This is a genomic window from Acinetobacter sp. YH12132 (assembly GCF_013418645.1).
In the GTDB taxonomy this organism is placed as follows: Bacteria; Pseudomonadota; Gammaproteobacteria; order Pseudomonadales; family Moraxellaceae; genus Acinetobacter; species Acinetobacter indicus.
The window spans coordinates 19,511-40,539 of record NZ_VPBR01000018.1 but is presented as its reverse complement, the minus strand read 5'-3'; the positions used below and the strand labels follow the sequence as shown (position 1 = coordinate 40,539).

The following is a 21,029-nucleotide window of genomic DNA, read 5'->3' as shown; positions in this document are numbered from 1 at the left end:
AATAATTCAAGTGAATTTGTTTGAAAGAAGAACTTTAAAAGCTTTATTTTCACCCGATAAAATACCCATAAAACAAGAGGAAGCTCAAATGAGCTTCCTCTTGTGAAAAATTGTGGGACAGCAATGGCCCGAAGGCGCCCCCAAACAAGCTTTGCATCAAGAGAGTGTTTTAGAAGCGATAACCGATTTTCATACCATATGCTAAAGCATAATTATTTTCGAATTGGCCTACAGGTTTGCCACCGGTTTGCGCAATTGCATCACCTAACCAGAGGTATTTAACACCGCCGGCAATAAAGTAGTTGGCAGCAGGGCTGTATTGAGCCCCTAGACCTAGGCTCCAATAACCTTCTGTTGGACCTAAAGTGGTGACAGGGTTGCCTGCACCAGAGTCATAACCTACAGAAGCAGAACCAGACCAATGACTATTAAACTTGCGACCCACGCCTACGGTTGCAGACCATTGATCATCTGAATAGTCAATAAGGTTATTGCCAGAAGCTGCATTTAAAAACTTTGGTGTGACCGCAAATTGATCCCAATGTGCCCAACGGATATTGGCAAAAGCTAAAGTGTTGGCTGCAACACCTGTTTGAAAATCAATGTTTACTGATTGCGGAGTTACAACTTCAGTGAGTGCATTTGGTCGTTGAATTGCACCAAACCCAAAAGTTTCTGTAGTATCAAGTTCATGTTTGATTTCTGAACGATAGGTAACTGCAGTTTTTAACGCGATTTCTGGAATTTGATAAGCAAAACCAGCAAGCCAACCGTATGCTTCATCTTCTTTTAAATTAATGTCGTAGCTGCCAAGTTTAGAAGCACCCCCGTACGCAAGTCCACGTAAAGATACTGTACCTTGTACGGTTTGATAAACAGGACCCGCGTAGAAATTCCAGTTTTCTGTAGGTTGGTAACCAATTAAAGCTGAAAGATTGTGTGTTTCTACTTCTACTTGGGTTGCTTCACCATTCGCGCCAAAAACTGGATTATTTGAAGGGTAGAGAGATTCGGCGCCAAATGGTTGGTCATATAAAAGACCTATAGAAATGTGTTCAGTTGCTTGTACTTTAATCGCAGCAGAAGGGAAATAATAATCTTCTGCCATATCGTTAACTTTCAATTGATTAGATTGAACTTTGGGATCTAAAACTGAAATACCTGCTTCTGCATAATTACCCGGTTGTAAAAATGCAGCAATAGATTGACCAGAACGGTCTAAGCCAGCAGCAAGCGCAGGTGTAAGTGGGAGAGTGCTAAGTAAAATAGCCGAATAAATTTTATTGAGCTTCATGGTCGTTCCCTGATGCTTTATGTAACAAAAAGTGCAGGAAAAGTAACATATTTGAAAAAAGAGTAAATGCTCAACTTCGCAGAATAAATGAACTGAATAAGTTATAAATAGCAGTTGATTAGAGTGAAAGTACTATTTTCAGGTCTTAAGTAAATGAATTTTATTAAATAATTTTTTAGGGTGGTATTTGGGTAAATATGTGTTTAATTGTTTTAAATTTGAACATTTAGTTAACACTTGTATAAAAAAGAGGAGTTTTAAGTGCAAAAAAAGCCACCTCGAAGGGTGGCTCTTTTGAAAAATATTGGAATTAGAAGCGGTAACCCATTTTTAGACCGTAGCCCCAAGCATCGTTATCTTCAAATTCTGCTACATATGAATCTGAGCCGAAGTCCGAAGCTACTTGCGCTTTAGCATCACCAAGCATGAAGTATTTTACGCCACCAGCAATAAAGTAGTTTGCTGCTGGGCTAAATTGTAAACCTAAACCTACGTTCCAATAACCTTCTGTTGGACCAAGGGTGGAAACAGGGTTACCTGCACCAGAGTCCCAACCTACAGAAACGTTACCTGCCCATTGTTCATTAAATTTACGGCCTACACCAACAGTTGCAGAAATTTGGTCATCGGTATAACCCACAATATCAAAGCCATTTGGATTATTTGGTGCAGCTCCTACTGCTCCTAAGACTTCAGAAACTGCCCCAAATTGTTCAGGACGAATCGTAAACTCTTTCCAGTTTACCCAGCGTACATTGGCAAAAGCTACAGTATTTGCCATTACACCTGTTTGGAAATCCAGGTTTACAGATTGAGGAGTAGTGATTTTTGTTGAAGAAACAACATCATAAACAGGATTTTGAGCTGCCATAGCAAGAATATTACTTTGACCATACTCATTAGTGCTTAAGTCATGGTCAATTTCTGAACGGTAGGTAAGAGAGGCTTTTAAAGCGATTTCAGGGATCTGGTATGCTAAACCAGCAAGCCAACCTACTGCAGAATCTTCTTTCATATCTGCATTATAGGCACCTAAAGCAAGATCACTGCCGTATGCAAGACCACGTAACTGCACATTACCTTTTGCTGTTTGATAAACTGGACCACCGTAAATATTGAAGTTCTCCGTTGGTTGGAAACCAAAGAGCATAGTTAAATTTTGAGTATCTACTTCAACCTGAGTACTTTCGGTTCCATTATGGAAAACCCCACCAGCTGTAGGATGAGAAAAGTCTCCTGTTGAATATGTAGCTGCAGCTCCAAATGGTTGGTCGTAAATTAAACCAAAAGAGAATTTTTCAGTAAGTTGTAGCTTAAGGGTAGCGCTAGGAAAGTAATAGTCATCCGCCATGTCACTTAAGCCTGTACCCTGATAGTCTGGAGCTAATGGAGCAGCGGCGCCAGCTGGTACCCAAGAGTCACTTACTTTACCTGTAACTTTTGGATCTAAAACAGAAAGACCTGCTTCAAAATAGTTGCCTGGTTGTAAAAAACCAGCGATAGATTGACCAGAACGATCTAAAGCTGCGGCAAAAGCACCGGTCATTGGTACTGTCGCCAAAATCATTGCTGCGCTAAGCGTTTTTAATTTCATTCTTCATTTTCCCTTGATGCACAAAGTTTTAACAAAATTTTCTGATGCTTGTTTGTTTGTTGACTCTGGAGAGATCAGTGTTTTATCACTGAAATCCTTTGTTACTCCATGTGACAAAAATAGCACAATTAAAATAAGAGTAAATGCTCTACATGAACTATTGAGTATAAAATCCAATGTCATTAGAGCTTAAACTCTAAATTAATCTTTTTTTGTTGTTGTTAGTTATTGATAAATAATAGAAAAATTATAAAAATAGATGTTTTTTCAATATTTTTAATTGATTGAAATTTGATCGATTTTGGTGGTTAAAAATTTGAGGCTTATTTATGTGAAACTATAATTTTTGAGATTTAATTCAAAATTTTAGAGACTCGCGTGCTCTTAAAAAATCAGGTGATTAGTGGGTTAAAAACAGAAGCAGCTATTTGGCTGCTCCTGATCTGTGTGATTTAAGCTGCATCTAGTCCTGTTGTGATTAGCTTAGCCCCTGTAGCAGCCTGAATTTGTGCAACAGTCACATCTTTGGCCAGTTCTACGAGCTTTAAGCCCTGTTCAGTCACATCAATCACGCCGAGATCACTAATAATCCGGTTGACGACGCCTTGACCGGTCAGGGGTAGACTACATTCGGAAAGTAGTTTTGGGCTGCCATCTTTGGCACAGTGTTCCATGAGCACCACGACTTTCTGTACCCCAACCACCAGATCCATGGCGCCGCCCATGCCTTTGACTTTTTTACCTGGAATCATCCAGTTAGCCAGATCGCCACGTTCCGACACCTCCATGGCACCTAAAATGGCAATATTGACATGCCCCCCACGAATCATAGCGAAGGACTCTGCGCTCGAGAAAAATGATGCACCCGCTTGTGCGGTTACAGTCTGTTTCCCGGCATTAATTAGATCGGGATCAACTGTGTCCTGAGTCGGAAACTCACCAATGCCCAGCAGGCCATTTTCAGACTGTAGCCAGACGTTGATATGTTCTGGAATATAGTTAGCAACCAGGGTGGGCAGGCCAATCCCTAAATTAACATAAAAGCCATCTTGCAGCTCAAGCGCAGCACGCTGGGCCATTTCATTTCGGGTCCATGCCATGGTTTAAGCCTCCGCCTTTAAGGTCATCTGTTCAATCCGCTTTTCGGGTGTGCTGTTCAGTACCACGCGGTTGATATAAATTCCAGGTAGATGAATCTCATCCGGGTCCAGCTCGCCGATTTCCACAATCTGCTCGACTTCCGCAATGCTAAATTTGCCGGCCATGGCACATTCAGGATTAAAGTTACGGGCAGTTTTGCGGAATATTAGATTTCCAGCTTTATCTGCCTTATAGGCTTTAATCAGGGCAACATCAGCCGTTAAGGCGTGTTCCAGAATATAGGATTTTCCTTCAAATTCACGAACTTCTTTGCCTTCGGCAATCAGCGTGCCGACCCCGGTTTGTGTATAAAATGCCGGAATCCCCGCGCCGCCAGCACGTAATTTTTCTGCCAGTGTGCCTTGAGGGGTTAGTTCCACTTCCAGTTCACCACTTAAATACTGGCGTTCAAATTCCTTATTTTCACCAACATAGGAGGAGACCATCTTTTTAATCTGTTTGGTCTGTAGCAGTTTGCCCAAACCAAAATCATCGACCCCAGCATTGTTGGAAATACAGGTCAGTCCAGTCACTCCGGTATTTTTTAGCGCTTCAATTAAGGCTTCAGGAATGCCACAGAGGCCAAAACCACCTACCGCGAGCGTTTGATGATCGGCCACCACATCGGCCAACGCCAGCTCAGCAGTTGCTACTACTTTATTCATCTGTTTTAACCTGCTTGTTTAGCTGTCGACTTTGGCACTGCCAGCGTTGTTGTCTAACTCGGAGGCATGCAGGAAATGGGTATGATGCGGCGCGCGTTTGGTTTTGCTCCATTGCTCCAGCATTTCATGCTTCATGTCTTCGGTAATCAGGGCGATTTTTTCTGGCGCAGCTTCATCATCGTAGGCCAGTTCCAGACGATGGCCATTCGGATCAAAAAAGTAAATTGAATGGAAAATGCCATGATTGGTCACGCCTAAAACCTCGACGCCATTGGCTTCCAGATGAGCTTTGGCTTCGAGCAGTGCAGCGCGGTCTTTGACTTTCAGGGCAATATGCTGCACCCATTTCGGGGTATTTTCATCGCGGCCCATTTCAGGCTGGGTCGGCAGTTCAAAAAAGGCCAGTACATTGCCATTGCCTGCATCGAGGAATAAATGCATGTATGGGTCAAAGGCTTTGGTCGACGGCACATAGTCTTCGGCAAAAGCCAGAATAAAGTCCATATTCAAGTTTTTTTTGTACCACTCGACGGTTTCTTTGGCATCTTTACAGCGATAGGCAACATGGTGAATTTTTTCAATTTGAATGGTCATGGTTCAATATCCTTATTGATGAATCTTAGGCGGCATCCGCTTGTGCTTCGGGGGCGGCCTGTTGAAATGCAGGCAGAGTGAGGCAATGGTTATAAATCGCGGCAATTTTTGGAAAATCGGTTAAATCGACATGAAAGCGCTGGGCGTTATAGACCTGTGGAATCAGGCAGCAGTCTGCAAAAGTGGGCTGATCGCCAAAACAGAAACGGCCATTGGAATCGGTCAATTGTGCCTCCAGACTCTGAAAGCCCAAAGTCACCCAATGCTGATACCATGCCGTTTTCTGTTCATCGCTGAGTTGTAGCGTTCCGCTTAAATATTGCAGCACGCGCAGGTTATTAATCGGATGAATATCGCAGGCAATGCTCTGGCAAAAGGCGCGGATTTTGGCGCGTTGCTGTAGATCGGCCAGTAACAGGGCTGGCTGCGGATATTTTTCTTGCAGATATTCCAGAATGCTCAGCGACTGGCTCAGCTGAAAATCATCCTCCACCCAGGCCGGAATCAGGCCGCTTGGGTTGATTTGACGATAGGCAGGCTGATGCTGTTCGCCGCCATTGTTTAGCAAATGTACCGGAATAATCTCAGCTTTTAGGCCCTTCAGGTTCAGCGCAATCCGCACCCGGTAAGCAGCTGAACTGCGAAAATAACTATACAGTTTCATGGGCAGCATCCTGCGCTTCATCTGTGGCAAAGTTAAATTGCACTGCAGGCAAGACGGTGCCGCTGACTTCACCAAAGCCAATACGCAGGCCATCTTTTTCACAGTAACCTTTCATGATCAGCGTGTCGCCATCTTCCAGGAAGCCGCGCTGTTGACCGTTGGCCAAAATTAACGGTTTGCTGGTGTTCCAGGTCAGTTCCAGCAAGGAGCCATAAGAATCCGGCGTTGGACCAGAAATGGTGCCGGAACCCATTAAATCGCCAACCTGAACATTACAGCCTGAAACGGTGTGATGGGTCAGCTGCTGTGCCATCGACCAGTACATATATTTAAAGTTGGTCTGGCAGATCACATCGCTCTGTTCCGATTGTGCGGCTTTGAGCTCAACCGACAAATGGATGTCATAGCTGTTATCGACCTGTTCTTCACGTAAATAGGCCAGGGGACGTGGCTCTTGCACCGGGGTACGGGTTTTAAACGGTTCCAGCGCCTCCATGGTCACAATCCATGGTGAAATGGATGAAGCAAAGGTCTTGGCATTAAACGGCCCTAAAGGCACATATTCCCATTGCTGGATATCACGTGCTGACCAGTCATTGAACAGCACCATGCCAAAAATATGCTCCCAAGCATTCTCAATCGAGATGGGTTCACCCAGTTTGTTGGGTTTGCCAACAATAAAGCCGGTTTCCAGTTCAAAATCGAGTTTACGGCAAGCCGAGAAAATTGGACGTTCGGCATTTGGTAACTTGATCTGGCCAGATGGGCGTACCACCGGTGTACCACTCACCACCACAGAACTGGCGCGGCCATTATAACCGACCGGTAATTCTGACCAGTTCGGTAATAGCGCATTTTTTGGATCGCGGAACATGCAGCCGACATTGGTGGCATGTTCTTTAGATGAATAGAAATCGGTATAGCCCGGAATATGTACCGGCAGATGCATATGCACTTCTGCCTGAGCGAAGAAAGCCTGTGCACGTAAACTGTCATTGTCACGTAATGTCGGGTTGTCGGCAGACAGCAGGCTTTGTAATTCCTGACGGATTTTGCGCCAGTTGTGTTGACCCGATTCAATAAATTTATTCAAGGTCGGCTGATTAAAATAACTTTCGCCGGCCTGAATGCTGAGAAAACCGTTCGCTTCCAGCATGGCCAAATCCACCACCCATTCACCTAAGGCTACACCAATACGGCGATGGCCCGTTGGGCTTTCGCTAAATACGCCATACGGCAGGTTCTGAATCGGGAAATCTGAATGTGCTGCAACGTCTACAAATGCTTGCTGAGTCATATGGGGTTCCTGCATATCTCGATGAAAACGGTCCAGTGTTTTCGATCTGGGGGAGTGATCTGGATCACTTGATTTTTGTCATAAATCTCATCATACTCATTTTTATTAATTACGCAATAGTTAATTAAATTACTAATATCGTAAAAATGTAAATAAAAGAATTCTGCAGAGATGCATTTATAAATCAGAACAGCACGCTAAAATGCTCGGTGTTTACAGGAGAGTAAAATTCTTATGTCAGAAAAGAATCAGGTGGGCGTGCAATCTTTAGAGGTGGGTTTAACCGTGCTGGATGCGCTGATGACCTATCGTCATCCGGTCATGCTCAAAGATTTATCTGAAAAACTGGCCATGCATCCGGCCAAGGTGCACCGTTATATGGTCAGTCTGGTACGTATGAATTATGCCAAGCAGCTGGAAGATGGTCGTTATGCACTGGGCGATCAGGCTTATCGTTTTGGTCTGAGCTGTATCCAGCGCAGTGACAGTCTGCAGGCGGCACAGGCACAGATTAATGAACTGCACCGGCATTTGGATTGTGGATTGCAGATTAGCAAATGGACGACGCAAGGCCCACTGATTGTACAGTGGCTGGAGCCGAATCAGCCAGTTTCGGTAATTACCCGTGTCGGTTCGATCATGCCGATGCTGAATTCGGCCACCGGCCGGGCTTATGCTGCGTTTATGCCGGAAGCATTGGTGCGACCTTTGCTGGAAAAAGAATGGCAGCAGCATCAGGCACAGCAGAAAGTGGTCTATCCGCAGAACTGGGATGAATTTTTAACTTTAAAACAGCAGATTCTAAGTGAAGGTGTGGCCACGGTCGCAGGCGATTTGCTGGCCGGAATTCATGCGATTTGTGTGCCGGTATTAAATCAGCACCATGAAATTGAATATGCGATTTCGGTGTTGGGCACTGCTTCGGATTTGCCGCTGGATATGCAGCATCCAAAAATCCAGTATTTAAGAGAGATGGCAGCACGTTTAAGCGCACAGTTACAGCCGATTTAAAATGGTGGGGGAATTCGCCAAGGCAGCTACGCGAGTTGCTTCATCTCGGTGAAGTGCTGAAGATAAAAAAGGAAGGAGATGCGCCTTCCTTTTTTATAGATACGATGGTGTGCCCTGCGGGACTCGAACCCACGCCGGTCGCTTAGGAGGCAACTGCTCTATCCAGTTAAGCTAAGGGCACAAAACGCCCTTAATTTAGCTGAAAAAAAGCTGAAAAAAAAGTTATTACCGAAGTAATAACTTTTTCTTTTGTCAGTAAAAATAACTTAGCTGTTTTTTTGTTTTAGCAATTTAAACAGACCCCACATCAGCACAATCCAGACCGGAATCATATACACCGATTCGCTAAAGCCTTGGGTCCACATAATGTACAGGATGGTGGCAATAAACAGCAGCACAATCACGTTACCCACAGGTGACCACAGTGCAGGGAAAGAGGTGGTTTGACCTGAGTTTTTCATGGCCTGAATAAACTTCAGGTGAGTCAGGGTAATCATGGCCCAGTTCAGTACCAAGGCACCGACCACAATATAAATCAGGTGGCTTAAAGCATCTTCCGGTACAAAGTAGTTCAACAATACACAGCCAAAAATCAGCAGGGCAGAGAACAGCACCGCAGGAATTGGCACGCCTTGCTTGTTCACTTTCAGGAATACTTTTGGCGCATTGCCTTGTTGGGCCAGACCGAACAGCATCCGGCTATTGGCATACATACCACTGTTATAAACCGACAGCGCCGCCGTTAAAATAATAAAGTTCAGCAGATGTGCCGCCCAGCCAATGCCTAACTGGCTAAAGATCATCACGAATGGGCTTTTATCCAGACCGCCCAGTTCCAGCTGATTCCATGGCACTAACGACAGTAAAATCGTCAATGAACCAACATAGAAAATCAGGATACGGAACACCACCTGATTGATGGCTTTGGGAATGGTCTTTTTCGGATCCTGCGCTTCTGCTGCTGCCATACCAATTAGCTCGATCCCGCCAAAGGCAAACATCAGGAAGGCCAGCATGAAGAATAAGCCTTCAAAGCCGTGCGGGAAGAATCCGCCATGGCTCCAGAGGTTGCTAAATGAAGCAGTCGAGTTGGCATCTGCGGTCAACAGGAGGTACAGACCAAAAATGATCATCGATACTACTGCGGCCACTTTAATAATTGCCAGCCAGAATTCTGATTCCCCATAAAATTTTACATTGCCGAGGTTGATCAGGGTAATGACAATAAAGAAAAACAGGACCGAGGACCAGGCCGGAATATGCGGCCACCAGTAGTTAATATATTTGGCGACAGCGGTGAGTTCGGTCATGGCGACCAGAATATATAAAATCCAGTAATTCCAGCCGGCCAGGAAGCCAGGGAATTTCCCCCAATAGCGATAAGCAAAATGGCTGAAAGAACCTGCAACCGGTTCATGAACAATCATTTCGCCCAGTTGGCGCATAATTAAAAATGCAATCAAACCCCCAATCGCATAGCCTAAAATAATAGAGGGACCTGCGGATTGGATGACTTGAGCGGAACCTAAGAATAAGCCAGTACCAATCGCGCCGCCCATGGCGATGAGTTGGATATGACGGTTCTTTAAGCCACGCTGAAGTTGAGAAGACTCGTTGTTCAAAGTGTTCAGCCCGACAATGTATAATAAGTGGCTCGATTGTAATAGATAGTTGCAAATTAGCCTAGTAGATCACCAGTCGCTTCAGAACAGCTCATAAAATCGAAAAATGGTCATTTTGTTGAAACAATAATTGAATCAAGATATTAATTTTATTGGCTATATTTTTTTAGGCTTGAAAATTTCAAGTCTACAGCCCAAGATTTGGGTAAATTTTATACTTAAGTCCAGTTCGCCTGATTTTTTAAGCAAAAGACGTTATCATTTAAAGCAAGCAAAAACCTTGCTTTGGATTATGTAATACAACGAAAAATCAAAGGATTAGATAAGAATGCGCTGCGCTCCACAAATTAAAATTGCAGCCACCTATATGCGTGGCGGTACCAGTAAAGGTGTCTTTTTCAAATTGGATGACTTACCAGTCGAAGCGCAAGTGCCTGGAAAAATTCGTGATCAGCTGCTGCTACGGGTCATTGGTAGCCCGGACCCTTATGGCAAGCAGATTGATGGCATGGGCGGTGCCACCTCCAGTACCAGTAAAACCGTGATTCTGGCCAAAAGCAGCCAGCCGGAGCATGATGTCGATTATCTATTTGGTCAGGTGGCAATTGATCAGCCTTTTGTGGACTGGAGTGGTAACTGTGGCAACCTGACTGCGGCGGTGGGGGCCTTTGCCATCAGTCAGGGTCTGGTCGATGTCGATAAAATTCCAGAAAACGGTCTGTGCACTGTGCGTATCTGGCAGAAAAATATTCAGAAAACCATTATCGCGCATGTGCCAATCACCGATGGCCAGGTGCAGGAAACCGGTGATTTTGAGCTGGATGGTGTGACTTTTCCGGCAGCAGAAGTACAAATTGAATTTTTAGATCCGGCCGATGATGGCGAAGAGGGCGGGGCCATGTTTCCGACTGGCAATGTGGTGGATACCTTTGTGGTACCAGATGTCGGGACTTTTCAGGCGACTTTTATTAATGCCGGTATTCCGACCATCTTTTTAAATGCCGATGAAATTGGCTATAGCGGTACCGAATTGCAGGATGACATTAATAGTAATCCGGAGGCGCTGGCGCGTTTTGAAAAAATTCGTGCCTATGGGGCCAAGCAGATGGGCCTGATTGATGATGTAGCAGAAGCGGAAAAACGTCAGCATACCCCGAAAATTGCTTTTGTTGCGCGTCCGCAGAGCTATACTGCATCAAGCGGTAAAAATATTCAGACCGAAGAGGTCGATTTGCTGGTGCGTGCCTTGTCGATGGGTAAACTGCACCATGCCATGATGGGCACTGCTGCGGTGGCCATTGGGACAGCCGCTGCTGTGCCGGGGACCTTGGTGAATCTGGCTGCTGGTGGTGGCGAGCGTGAAGCGGTGCGTTTTGGTCATCCTTCTGGGACTTTACGCGTCGGCGCGCAAGCGGTGCAGGAAAACGGTCAGTGGCAGGTGAAAAAAGCGGTGATGAGCCGTAGTGCGCGTGTGCTGATGGAGGGCTGGGTACGTGTACCGGCCGAGGTGCTGGAATAACGCTGACTTGATTTTGCCTGAATTAATGAATTCGCCTCTATGTTCAATAGGGGCGTTTTTTATGGATTGAGATCGAAAGCTGAAAAAAACTGAAATATCCGCTTGTCTGTAGTTAAGGCTTAAAAAAACTTAAATTAGAGGTACAATGCGGACAGGGGGTTGGCCAGTGACGGCTAACAATCTTATAGAACAACCAATTCGAGGCAAATGTGTCATCTCTCACTGACGTCCCTGTAACCGTGTTGACTGAAGCGCAACAACGTATCCAACAAGATTTATTGACGGCCTTAGACGCTTTTGCCATTCCTGAGCCTTTAAAAGGGGCGGTCTATCATGCGGTGATGCTGGGTGGAAAACGTGTGCGTCCAGCCTTGTGTTATGCCACAGCCGCCTTAAAACCGAATACCAATATGGCGGCAGTGCGCCGTGCAGCGGTGGCGATTGAGCTGATTCACTGCTATTCGCTGGCGCATGATGATTTGCCTTGTATGGACAATGATTTGCTGCGCCGTGGCCAGCCGACCTGTCATGCGGCTTTTGGTGAAGATACGGCACTGTTGGCCGGTGATATTTTGCAGTCAATGGCCTTTGAGGTATTGGGCAGCCGTTTGTTTGATCAGGGTGCGGCAGTAGATGCGACAATTGTGCTAAAGCAGATGCAGATTCTGGCGACCGCGTCTTCCAAGATGGTATGCGGACAGGTGCTGGATTTACAGGCCGAAGGCAAACAGGTTGATCAGGCTGCGTTAGAAACGATTCATCGCAATAAAACCGGTGCTTTAATTTCTGCTGCCATTATGATGGCCGCGGTAGCGATTTTTGAGGGTACCGATCGTGCGATTCCACAACTGCGCGAATATGGGCAGGTGATTGGTCTGGCCTTCCAGGTCCAGGATGATATTCTGGATATTATTTCTGATACTGAAGTGTTAGGCAAAACTGCCGGGAAGGATGAACAGGTGGAGAAATCGACCTATCCGGCATTGATGGGGCTGGAGCAGGCACAGGCTTATGCCACAGATTTGCATGATCAGGCTTTGCAGGCGCTAGACTATTTTGCTGAAGATGCCGCCGCATTAAGAGCCATTTCACAATTTTTATGGCAACGTAAAAGTTAATTAAAAAAGCGTGTTGTCAAAACACGCTTTTTTGTTTTATTCCTGGATTTTGGCATCCGGAGCAATCAGGGCTTTGCCTTTCTTAAGGCCTTCCAGTGCAGCCTGATTAAAGTCAAACAGTAGCTTATTGTCTTTGGCATCAATACTGTAGCGGCTAATCAGTTTCTGGTCACCGTCCAGGGTATCCACCATGTACTCATCAGCAATATTTAAAATACCATCGAGGTTAATACTGGCTGAGGCTTTGTCCTGACGGAACAGCTCGTAAATATCACGTAAATCGAAAATGGCATTGTTCGCGTCTGGATGTTTCTCAATATAATTTTCAATATGACGCATAATTAGCTGGGCAAAGAGAAAGTACTCAGGATGATGGGTAAATTTTAAGCTCATGTATGTACTCCTTATTATTGAAATTTATAGTTCTTCTTAGGAATACCATAAGCCTTCAGATTGATGAAGCCTTAAGCGCTTTAAATTGCAAAAATATACAAATCACGCCGGCATTCAGGCGCAGAATAAGATCATCATTTTAATTCGGTGTAAATGAAGCCGAATACGGCTGGCAGGATTGGCCATTGCAAATTTAGTGATCAATAGCAGCGACTCACGCAAAATTTTGGAAAAATTAATAAATAAACATATCTTGATTTAGTAAAGCGATTATGGCCTGTAGGGGCCAACAGAATGGTGCTCTGGCATTTGTTTCGCGGAAAAATCATCCGAAAGACTAAGGCTTATAAGCTAGCAAGTGAAATCATAAATCAGGTACAATTGGCGGGATTAATTTTGTGTTTGGTGTATTTGAAGGCCAATACATACATTCTTTGTTAATAAATAGGCCTGCCAGGAGTTATCCCCGCATGAGTGCCATTACTCCATACGAATGGGCAATTATTGCCTTCGTGATCGGCGTTACATTTTTATGCGTCTTTATGCTCACTGTCCCGTTACTCCTAGGGGGTAAATCATGGGGCCGTGCCAAGCAGGAGCAGTTTGAGTCAGGTGTTGTGAGTGCAGGTGGTGCACGCATTCGCTTGTCTGCCAAGTTCTATTTAGTTGCGATTTTCTTCGTTGTGTTCGACTTAGAAGCCCTCTATCTCTACGCATGGGCAGCTTCTGTTCGTGAAGTAGGCTGGGTTGGTTTTGCAACTGCTGCTGTATTTATTTTAGTTTTACTCGTTGGTTTGATTTACGAACTGTCAACCGGTGCACTGAACTGGGCTCCATCTGACAAACGTAAAGCTGCAGGGATTAAACCTAAAATCGGTTCACCAAATATGGATCTTGCAGAAATTACCCGCTTTAACTCAATTGAAGAGCTGGTAATCGACCCTACTGGTCAAATTCCTGCTCAATCTGCTGGTCATGTGAAAAAATCACAGGCTATATCATCTGATAAGGAGTAACTCGGGATGAAATATACCTTAACCCGTGCGAATCCGGATGCTGATCAATATCCACTTCAGGAGCGCCAGATCGTTACAGATCCGCTTGAAGAAGAAGTGAATAAAAATGTGTTCATGACTCGTTTAGAAGACTTGGCACATACAGCAGTAAACTGGGGGCGTAAGAACTCAGTTTGGCCGTTTAACTTTGGTACATCTTGCTGCTACGTAGAGTATGCAACGACTTTAACCGGCGTGCATGACTTGTCACGTTTTGGTGCCGAGGTTATTCGTGCTTCACCTCGTCAGGCCGACCTCATGATTGTCGCCGGTACCTGTTTCGTGAAAATGGCCCCAGTAATCCAGCGTTTGTACGAGCAAATGCTTGAGCCAAAATGGGTCATCTCAATGGGTGCATGTGCAAACTCAGGCGGTATGTACGATATTTATTCGGTTGTACAAGGTGTGGATAAAATCATTCCTGTCGATGTGTATATCCCAGGTTGCCCACCACGTCCTGAAGCCTTAATTCAGGCATTAATGTTGTTGCAAGACCAAATTCAATTAGAGCGCCGTCCGCTGTCTGCGGTGATTGGTGATGATCTTAAGCCAGTGTATAAGCCAAAGATGATGCCAGAACGTGACCGTAAGCAAGCACAGCGTATTGCGGTGAAAAACCTGCGCTCTATGGATGAAATTAAATAATTTAAGCGACAAAATCGTGGTGCACCCGTTATGGGTGTAGTTGTCGTTTAGGTTGACTGAATTTGTATTAAATAGGAAGCCAAGCCAATGGCTGAAACTGACATTGCTATGCCAGAATCAACAGCAGTTGATTCCCGCCCAGCATTTGCAATTGTAGAAGAGCTCAAAACCAAATTTGGTGAGAACTTCTATGTGCAAACGACTTTTGAAGATTTTCCAACGGTCTGGGTTGAGCGCGCACGCGTACAAGAAGTCTTGATGTTCTTGCGTACAGTGTCACGTCCATACGTGATGCTGTTTGACCTGTCTGCGGTAGATGAGCGTTTACGTACGCACCGCGACGGATTGCCTGCATCTGACTTTACCGTGTTCTATCACCTGTTGTCGTTAGAACGTAACAGCGATATCCGTGTCAAAGTTGCGCTAAATGAGAACGATCTGAATATTCCGACTGCGACCAATATCTGGCCAAATGCCAACTGGTACGAGCGTGAAGCTTACGATATGTTCGGCATTAACTTCGAAGGGCATCCAATGCTCCGTCGTATCTTGCTGCCAACCTATTGGGAAGGTCACCCGCTGCGCAAGGAATATTCTGCACGTGCCACTGAATATACCCCGTATATGCAGAACCAGGCCAAGCAGGATTTTGAACAGGAACACTTGCGTTTCGTACCGGAAGACTGGGGTCTGACCCGCGGTAACGAAGACGAAGACTTCATGTTCCTGAACTTGGGTCCTAACCACCCATCTGCGCACGGTGCGTTCCGTGTCATCTTGCAGCTGGATGGTGAAGAAGTAAAAGACTGTGTACCCGACATCGGCTATCACCACCGTGGTGTAGAGAAAATGGCTGAGCGTCAAACCTGGCACTCATTTATTCCGTATACCGACCGTGTCGACTACCTCGGTGGTTGTGCGCAAAACATGCCGTATGTGATGGGTGTGGAGCAGCTGGCCGGTATTCAGGTGCCAGAGCGTGCACAATGTATCCGTGTGATGATGTCGGAACTGTTCCGTATCAATAACCACTTGCTTTATATCGGTACAGCAATTCAGGATGCCGGCGGTATGACCCCAGTATTCTATATGTTCGCCGACCGTCAGAAGATTTATGACGCGATTGAAGCGATCACCGGTTACCGTATGCACCCAGCCTGGTTCCGTATTGGCGGTACCGCGCATGACCTTCCAAACAACTGGCAGCACCTGATCCGCGAGATTCTGGAGTGGATGCCAAAACGTCTGAAGGAATACCACACTGCAGCGCTGAAAAACTCGGTGTTTGAAGGCCGTACCCGCAATGTTGCTCAGTACGATGCAAAATCTGCATTGGCCTGGGGTGTGACAGGTACCGGTTTACGTGCAACAGGTATCGACTTTGACGTACGTAAATACCGTCCATACAGCGGCTATGAAAACTATGACTTCGAAGTGCCGGTGGAGTACGAAGGTGATGCCTATGCGCGTGTCATCGTTCACTACCGCGAAATCGAACAGTCTTTAAAAATCATCAAGCAGTGCTTGGATAACATGCCATCTGGTCCATATAAAGCGGATCATCCTCTGGCTGTTCCACCACCAAAAGACAAGACATTACAAGATATTGAAACCCTGATTACGCACTTCTTGAGCGTGTCTTGGGGGCCTGTCATGCCGGCAGGTGAAGCATCTGTAATGGCAGAAGTGGTGAAAGGGGCATCGAACTACTACTTGACTTCAGACAAGTCAACCATGAGTTATCGTACCCGTATCCGTACACCAACCTTCACGCACTTACAGCAAATTCCTTCGGTGATTAACGGCAGTCTGGTCTCTGACTTGATTATTTATTTAGCGACAATTGATGTCGTAATGGCTGACGTGGATCGCTAAGGGGTAAACGCATTATGATGATTTTGACTGATAAAAAGCCACGTGTGAATGTTGAAGGGATTTTAACTGCGGATGAAATCCACGAAATCGAACATCACATTGGTCACTATCCGTACCCACGTGCAGCATCTCTGGATGCGCTGAAGTGTGTACAACGCCGTAATGGCTGGATTGATGACGCACAGCTCAATGCGATTGCTCAACTGCTTTCAATCAGTGTTGCTGATTTAGAAGGGGTAGCAACGTTCTATAACCGTATTTACCGTCAACCGGTAGGTCGTCACGTTATTCTTTTGTGTGACTCTATCGCGTGCTTCTTGATGGGGGCGGAAACTTTGGCAGAAGCGTTCCAGCGCGAGCTTGGTATTCAGTTTGGTCAAACGACTGCAGATGGTCGTTTCACTTTGCTGCCAATCTGCTGTCTGGGCAACTGTGACAAAGGTCCAACGTTAATGATTGATGAAGATACTCACGGTCTGGTTGAAGTGACATCAATTAAACAGTTATTGGAGAAGTATGTATGAATACCGAACCAAAACCAATTTATGGCGACGGTAACCCAGAAACTCATCCATTAACTTGGCGTTTGAGTAAACAAGAGCATGTTCGTAATGCAGATGATTACGAAGCGCTTGATGGTTATGCCGGCTTCAAAAAAGCCATTAGCATGACACCGGCTGAAGTGCTGGATGTGGTGAAAGCTGCAACCGTTAAAGGTCGTGGTGGTGCAGGCTTCCCGGCGGGCATCAAATGGTCGCTGATGGCGCCAAATGACAATTCAGGTCCACGTTACCTGATCTGTAATGCTGACGAAATGGAACCGGGTACCTTCAAAGACCGTTTGTTGATGGAAAAACTTCCACATCAATTGATTGAAGGCATGCTGATTGCTGCTTATACGCTGGAAGCGACTCACGGTTATATCTTTATCCGTGGTGAGTACATCGAAGCTGCACAATACTTAAATGAAGCAATTGAGCAGATTCGTGCCAAAGGTTACCTGGGCGACAACATCCTAGGTTCTGGCTGGAACTTCGAGCTGTATGTGCACACCGGTGCTGGCCGTTATATCTGTGGTGAAGAAACCGCACTGATTAACTCGCTGGAAGGTCGCCGTGCCAATCCGCGTACCAAACCGCCATTTCCGCAAGTTGCAGGGGCGTGGGGTCGTCCTACGATTGTCAACAACGTAGAAACCTACAACAACTTGCCAGCTATTTTGTTACGTGGTCCTGAGTGGTACATCAACCTGTCTGCGGGTAAATCGAAAGATCCAGGTACGAAAATTTACGGTGCATCAGGTAAGGTGAAATTCCCGGGTCTTTGGGAACTGCCTTTTGGTACCACTGCACGTGAAGTGATTGAAGAACATGCCGGTGGTATGCGTGACGGCCTGAAGCTGAAAGCATGGTTACCGGGTGGTGCATCAACGGACTTCCTGGCTGCTGAGCACATTGACCTGCCGATGGATGCAGAAAGCATCATGAAAGCGGGTTCACGTTTAGGTACCTGTCTGCTGATGGTGGTCGATGAAACCCAATGTATGGTTTCAGCAACCCGTAACTTAGAAGAATTCTTTGCGCGTGAATCATGTGGCTGGTGTACACCTTGCCGTGATGGTTTACCGTGGGCGGTAAAAGCACTGAAAGCACTCGAAGATGGTACGGGTACGAAAGAAGACATCGATCACTTACAGGAACTGACCCGTAAGCTTTGGATTGGTAAAACTTTCTGTGCACACGCACCAGGTGCGATGGAACCGTTAATGGGCGCACTCAAATATTTCCGTGGCGAGTTTGAAGCGAAAGTGGTGAATGCCGCAGCTCAGACCAGCAACGTAGAACAAGCTTAAGGAATTCGACTATGGCTACAATTCATGTCGATGGAAAATCGTATGAAGTCAACGGCTCAGAAAACTTGCTGCAAGCTTGTTTAAGCCTTGGCATCGACATCCCATATTTTTGTTGGCATCCATCCTTAGGTTCTGTCGGTTCTTGCCGTCAATGTGCTGTGACGCAATACGCGAATCCTGAAGATACGCGTGGTCGTCTGGTCATGTCATGTATGACGCCTGCTGCTGACAATACCTACATCTCGATTGAAGACAAAGAAGCAAAAGATTTCCGAGCTTCTGTTGTTGAATTCTTGATGACCAACCACCCGCACGACTGTCCGGTCTGTGAAGAAGGTGGTCACTGTCATTTACAGGATATGACTGTAATGACGCAACACGACCGTCGTCGTTACCGTTTCACCAAGCGTACGCATTACAACCAGGAACTGGGTTCGTTTATTGCGCACGAGATGAACCGCTGTATCGCCTGTTACCGTTGTGTGCGTTACTACAAAGACTATGCTGGCGGTACCGACTTTGGCGTGTATGCCAACGCATCACGTGTGTACTTCGGTCGTCCAGAATCAGGGACTTTAGAATCTGAATTCTCGGGTAACCTGACTGAAGTCTGCCCAACAGGTGTATTCACCGACAAAACTCACTCTGCGCGCTACAACCGTAAGTGGGACATGCAGTATGCGCCTAGCGTATGCCAAGGCTGTTCTTCAGGCTGTAACATTTCTCCAGGTGAGCGTTATGGTGAACTGCGTCGTGTAGAAAACCGTTTCAATGGTGAAGTGAACCAGTACTTCCTGTGTGACAAAGGCCGTTTCGGTACCGGTTATGTGAACCGTGAAGATCGTCCGCGTCAGCCACAATTCCGTGATGGTCAAAATGTCACGACTGTGTCTGTCGATCAGGCATTAGACACCGTGATCGAGAATCTTCAAGGCAAAAAAGTGCTGGGTATTGGCTCACCACGTGCCTCGCTTGAATCGAACTTTGCACTGCGCGAACTGGTTGGTCAGGACAACTACTCAACCGGTATGTCGCAAAAAGAGCAAAGTCTGGTGGAACTGGCGGCATCAATCATGCAAACCGAAGGTGTTTACAACCCGGGCATGCGTGAAATTGAAAGCTATGACGCCGTGTTAATTCTGGGTGAAGATCTGACACAAACTGCACCACGTATGGCTTTATCTGTTCGTCAAGCAGCGAAAAACAAAGCCAAAGAAATGGCGGCAGAGCGTCGTACTCAAGAATGGCTGGCTGAACCGGTACAACGTATTGCGCAAGATGCAAAATCTCCGATTTACATTCTGGCTGCAACTCAAACCCGTCTTGCTGACGTGGCAACTGGTGAAGTGGTTGCATCTCCAAATGACATCGCGCGTTTAGGCTTTGCCATTGCTGCTGGCGTAAAAGGCGAAGTGATTACCGGTTTAGATGACGATGCCAAAGCATTTGCGCAAACCATCGCAGATACCTTAAAAGCGGCGAAGAAGCCTTTAATCATCTCTGGTACAAGCTTACAAGACGCTGCCATCATGGAAGCTGCTGCACAAGTGGCGCAGAATCTGGGTAATGCAGGCTTAACATTGACTGTTCCTGAAGTGAACTCAATGGGCTTGGCGATCTTTGGTGGTCAGAGCTTGGAGCAAGCCTTTGCACAAGACTATGACACTGTGATTGTGGTGGAAAATGACCTTTACCGTCGTTTACCAGCGGCTCAGGTCGATGCTGCACTTGCAGGTAAAGACATTATTGTGCTGGACCACTCTGAAACTGCGACTGTGGCGAAAGCAGACATCGTACTTTCAGCAGCAAGCTTCGCTGAAGGTGATGGTACTGTGGTATCGCAAGAAGGCCGTGCACAGCGTTTCTATCAAGTGTATGACCCAAGCTACTACAAGCCGGAACTGGCGATTAAAGAATCTTGGCGCTGGTTACATGCCCTTGAAACTGGCATGAAAGGTAAAGCGATTTCATGGACCTTGCTGGATGATGTGATCGAGTCTGTAGCGAAAAACGTACCGGCATTAGAAGGTATTTTAGACGTTGCACCAGATGCGGGCTTCCGTGTCCATGGTCTGAAAGTGGCACGTGAACCACGTCGTTACTCAGGCCGTACTGCCATTCGTGCACCGCTTTCGATTCACGAACCAAAACAGCCGACCGATGTCGATTCTGCATTAACTTTCTCGATGGAAGGTTATGTCGGTAATCAGACGCCATCTGCACTGGTGCCATTTGCGTGGTCTGCAGGCTGGAACTCGCCACAGGCCTGGAACAAATTCCAGGACAACGTGGGCGGTCACTTAAAAGGTGGTGATTCAGGCGTACGTTTATTCGACCGTTTACCAAAACGTCCAGCACGTAGCTTCGTAGCACCAAGCCCTGTATTGGCCAATCCGGACAGCTTCCGTTTGGTGCCAATGCATCATATTTTTGCGTCAGGTGAATTCACCATTAAAACACCAGCGATGGAATCACGTATTCCTGAAGCCATGTTTGCCGTGGGTGAACAGGATGCAAGCCGTTTGAACCTGAAAGATGGTCAGAAGATCACTGTGAAAGCAGGCGAGACTTCAATTGTTCTTCCAGTTCAAGTGATTGAATATTTACCTACAGGTTATATTGGTTACCCAATTGGTCTAGCACCGACGGTATCTCTTGCTGAGCCTGTGTCAGTCGCGGTAGGAGTATAAT

18 protein-coding genes and 1 tRNA gene are annotated in these 21,029 nt (G+C 46.1%); 9 read left to right on the top strand and 10 right to left on the bottom strand.

What is annotated here, in order from left to right:
- Window positions 1-169: 169 nt before the first annotated feature.
- The 7 genes from FTU67_RS12895 to fahA all read right to left on the bottom strand — a co-directional run bounded on the left by FTU67_RS12895 (window position 170) and on the right by fahA (window position 7,248).
- Window positions 170-1,294 carry an OmpP1/FadL family transporter gene (locus FTU67_RS12895; RefSeq protein ID WP_180061858.1) on the bottom strand — a complete coding sequence of 375 codons (1,125 nt, stop codon included), beginning with the start codon at window positions 1,292-1,294 and terminating at the stop codon, window positions 170-172.
- Between the two features lie 310 nt (window positions 1,295-1,604).
- The gene (locus FTU67_RS12890) at window positions 1,605-2,888 is read right to left on the bottom strand and encodes an OmpP1/FadL family transporter (protein ID WP_180061857.1); all 1,284 of its coding nucleotides are present in this window, start codon (window positions 2,886-2,888) and stop codon (window positions 1,605-1,607) included.
- 452 nt (window positions 2,889-3,340) lie between these two features.
- Window positions 3,341-3,988: a 3-oxoacid CoA-transferase subunit B gene (locus FTU67_RS12885; protein ID WP_160241080.1), complete on the bottom strand. Its 648-nt coding sequence runs from the start codon at window positions 3,986-3,988 to the stop codon at window positions 3,341-3,343.
- Window positions 3,989-3,991: 3 nt separating this feature from the next.
- Window positions 3,992-4,693, bottom strand: a complete 702-nt coding sequence (locus FTU67_RS12880; RefSeq protein WP_180061856.1) for a CoA transferase subunit A — start codon at window positions 4,691-4,693, stop codon at window positions 3,992-3,994.
- 18 nt (window positions 4,694-4,711) lie between these two features.
- On the bottom strand, window positions 4,712-5,287 hold the full coding sequence (locus FTU67_RS12875) for a VOC family protein (RefSeq protein WP_005179677.1): 576 nt from the start codon (window positions 5,285-5,287) through the stop codon (window positions 4,712-4,714).
- Between the two features lie 25 nt (window positions 5,288-5,312).
- Window positions 5,313-5,951, bottom strand: coding sequence for a maleylacetoacetate isomerase (gene maiA / locus FTU67_RS12870; protein ID WP_180061855.1), 639 nt, complete (start codon window positions 5,949-5,951; stop codon window positions 5,313-5,315).
- Window positions 5,938-7,248, bottom strand: coding sequence for a fumarylacetoacetase (gene fahA, locus FTU67_RS12865; RefSeq protein WP_104484662.1), 1,311 nt, complete (start codon window positions 7,246-7,248; stop codon window positions 5,938-5,940). The genes maiA and fahA overlap by 14 nt, the downstream gene beginning before the upstream one ends.
- A 234-nt stretch (window positions 7,249-7,482) precedes the next feature.
- Here fahA and FTU67_RS12860 point away from each other — a divergent pair, with 234 nt between their 5' ends.
- A complete protein-coding gene (locus FTU67_RS12860; RefSeq protein WP_005179671.1) occupies window positions 7,483-8,259 on the top strand; it encodes an IclR family transcriptional regulator in 777 nt (258 codons plus the stop codon).
- 105 nt (window positions 8,260-8,364) lie between these two features.
- On the opposite strand, the gene FTU67_RS12855 is transcribed toward FTU67_RS12860, so the two are convergent.
- Both FTU67_RS12855 and FTU67_RS12850 read right to left on the bottom strand, forming a co-directional pair.
- Window positions 8,365-8,440, bottom strand: a tRNA-Arg gene (locus FTU67_RS12855).
- Window positions 8,441-8,525: 85 nt separating this feature from the next.
- Window positions 8,526-9,881, bottom strand: a complete 1,356-nt coding sequence (locus FTU67_RS12850) for an amino acid permease (protein WP_034597873.1) — start codon at window positions 9,879-9,881, stop codon at window positions 8,526-8,528.
- Between the two features lie 328 nt (window positions 9,882-10,209).
- Here FTU67_RS12850 and prpF point away from each other — a divergent pair, with 328 nt between their 5' ends.
- Both prpF and FTU67_RS12840 read left to right on the top strand, forming a co-directional pair.
- A complete protein-coding gene (prpF, locus tag FTU67_RS12845; protein WP_180061854.1) occupies window positions 10,210-11,400 on the top strand; it encodes a 2-methylaconitate cis-trans isomerase PrpF in 1,191 nt (396 codons plus the stop codon).
- 209 nt (window positions 11,401-11,609) lie between these two features.
- Entirely contained in the window at window positions 11,610-12,518 is a 909-nt protein-coding gene (locus FTU67_RS12840; RefSeq protein ID WP_005179661.1) for a farnesyl diphosphate synthase, read from the top strand.
- 36 nt (window positions 12,519-12,554) lie between these two features.
- Here the strand turns inward: FTU67_RS12840 and FTU67_RS12835 are convergent, their stop codons facing one another.
- A complete protein-coding gene (locus tag FTU67_RS12835; protein ID WP_180061853.1) occupies window positions 12,555-12,911 on the bottom strand; it encodes a hypothetical protein in 357 nt (118 codons plus the stop codon).
- Window positions 12,912-13,381: 470 nt separating this feature from the next.
- Here FTU67_RS12835 and ndhC point away from each other — a divergent pair, with 470 nt between their 5' ends.
- The 6 genes from ndhC (at window position 13,382) to nuoG (ending at window position 21,028) form a co-directional block, all read left to right on the top strand.
- Complete coding sequence (ndhC, locus tag FTU67_RS12830; protein ID WP_005179655.1) at window positions 13,382-13,927, top strand: NADH-quinone oxidoreductase subunit A; 546 nt, start codon at window positions 13,382-13,384, stop codon at window positions 13,925-13,927.
- A 6-nt stretch (window positions 13,928-13,933) separates the two neighbouring features.
- Window positions 13,934-14,611 (top strand): NADH-quinone oxidoreductase subunit B family protein, encoded by a 678-nt coding sequence (locus tag FTU67_RS12825; RefSeq protein ID WP_005179652.1) that lies wholly within the window; start codon window positions 13,934-13,936, stop codon window positions 14,609-14,611.
- A gap of 87 nt (window positions 14,612-14,698) precedes the next feature.
- Window positions 14,699-16,486 (top strand): NADH-quinone oxidoreductase subunit C/D, encoded by a 1,788-nt coding sequence (nuoC, locus tag FTU67_RS12820; RefSeq protein ID WP_005179647.1) that lies wholly within the window; start codon window positions 14,699-14,701, stop codon window positions 16,484-16,486.
- A gap of 14 nt (window positions 16,487-16,500) precedes the next feature.
- Window positions 16,501-17,010, top strand: a complete 510-nt coding sequence (nuoE, locus tag FTU67_RS12815) for an NADH-quinone oxidoreductase subunit NuoE (RefSeq protein WP_005179645.1) — start codon at window positions 16,501-16,503, stop codon at window positions 17,008-17,010.
- Window positions 17,007-18,338 (top strand): NADH-quinone oxidoreductase subunit NuoF, encoded by a 1,332-nt coding sequence (nuoF, locus tag FTU67_RS12810; protein WP_005179643.1) that lies wholly within the window; start codon window positions 17,007-17,009, stop codon window positions 18,336-18,338. Before nuoE ends, nuoF begins: the two co-directional genes overlap by 4 nt.
- An 11-nt stretch (window positions 18,339-18,349) precedes the next feature.
- Window positions 18,350-21,028, top strand: coding sequence for an NADH-quinone oxidoreductase subunit NuoG (gene nuoG, locus FTU67_RS12805; RefSeq protein WP_005179641.1), 2,679 nt, complete (start codon window positions 18,350-18,352; stop codon window positions 21,026-21,028).
- The last annotated feature ends 1 nt before the right edge of the window (window position 21,029 follow it).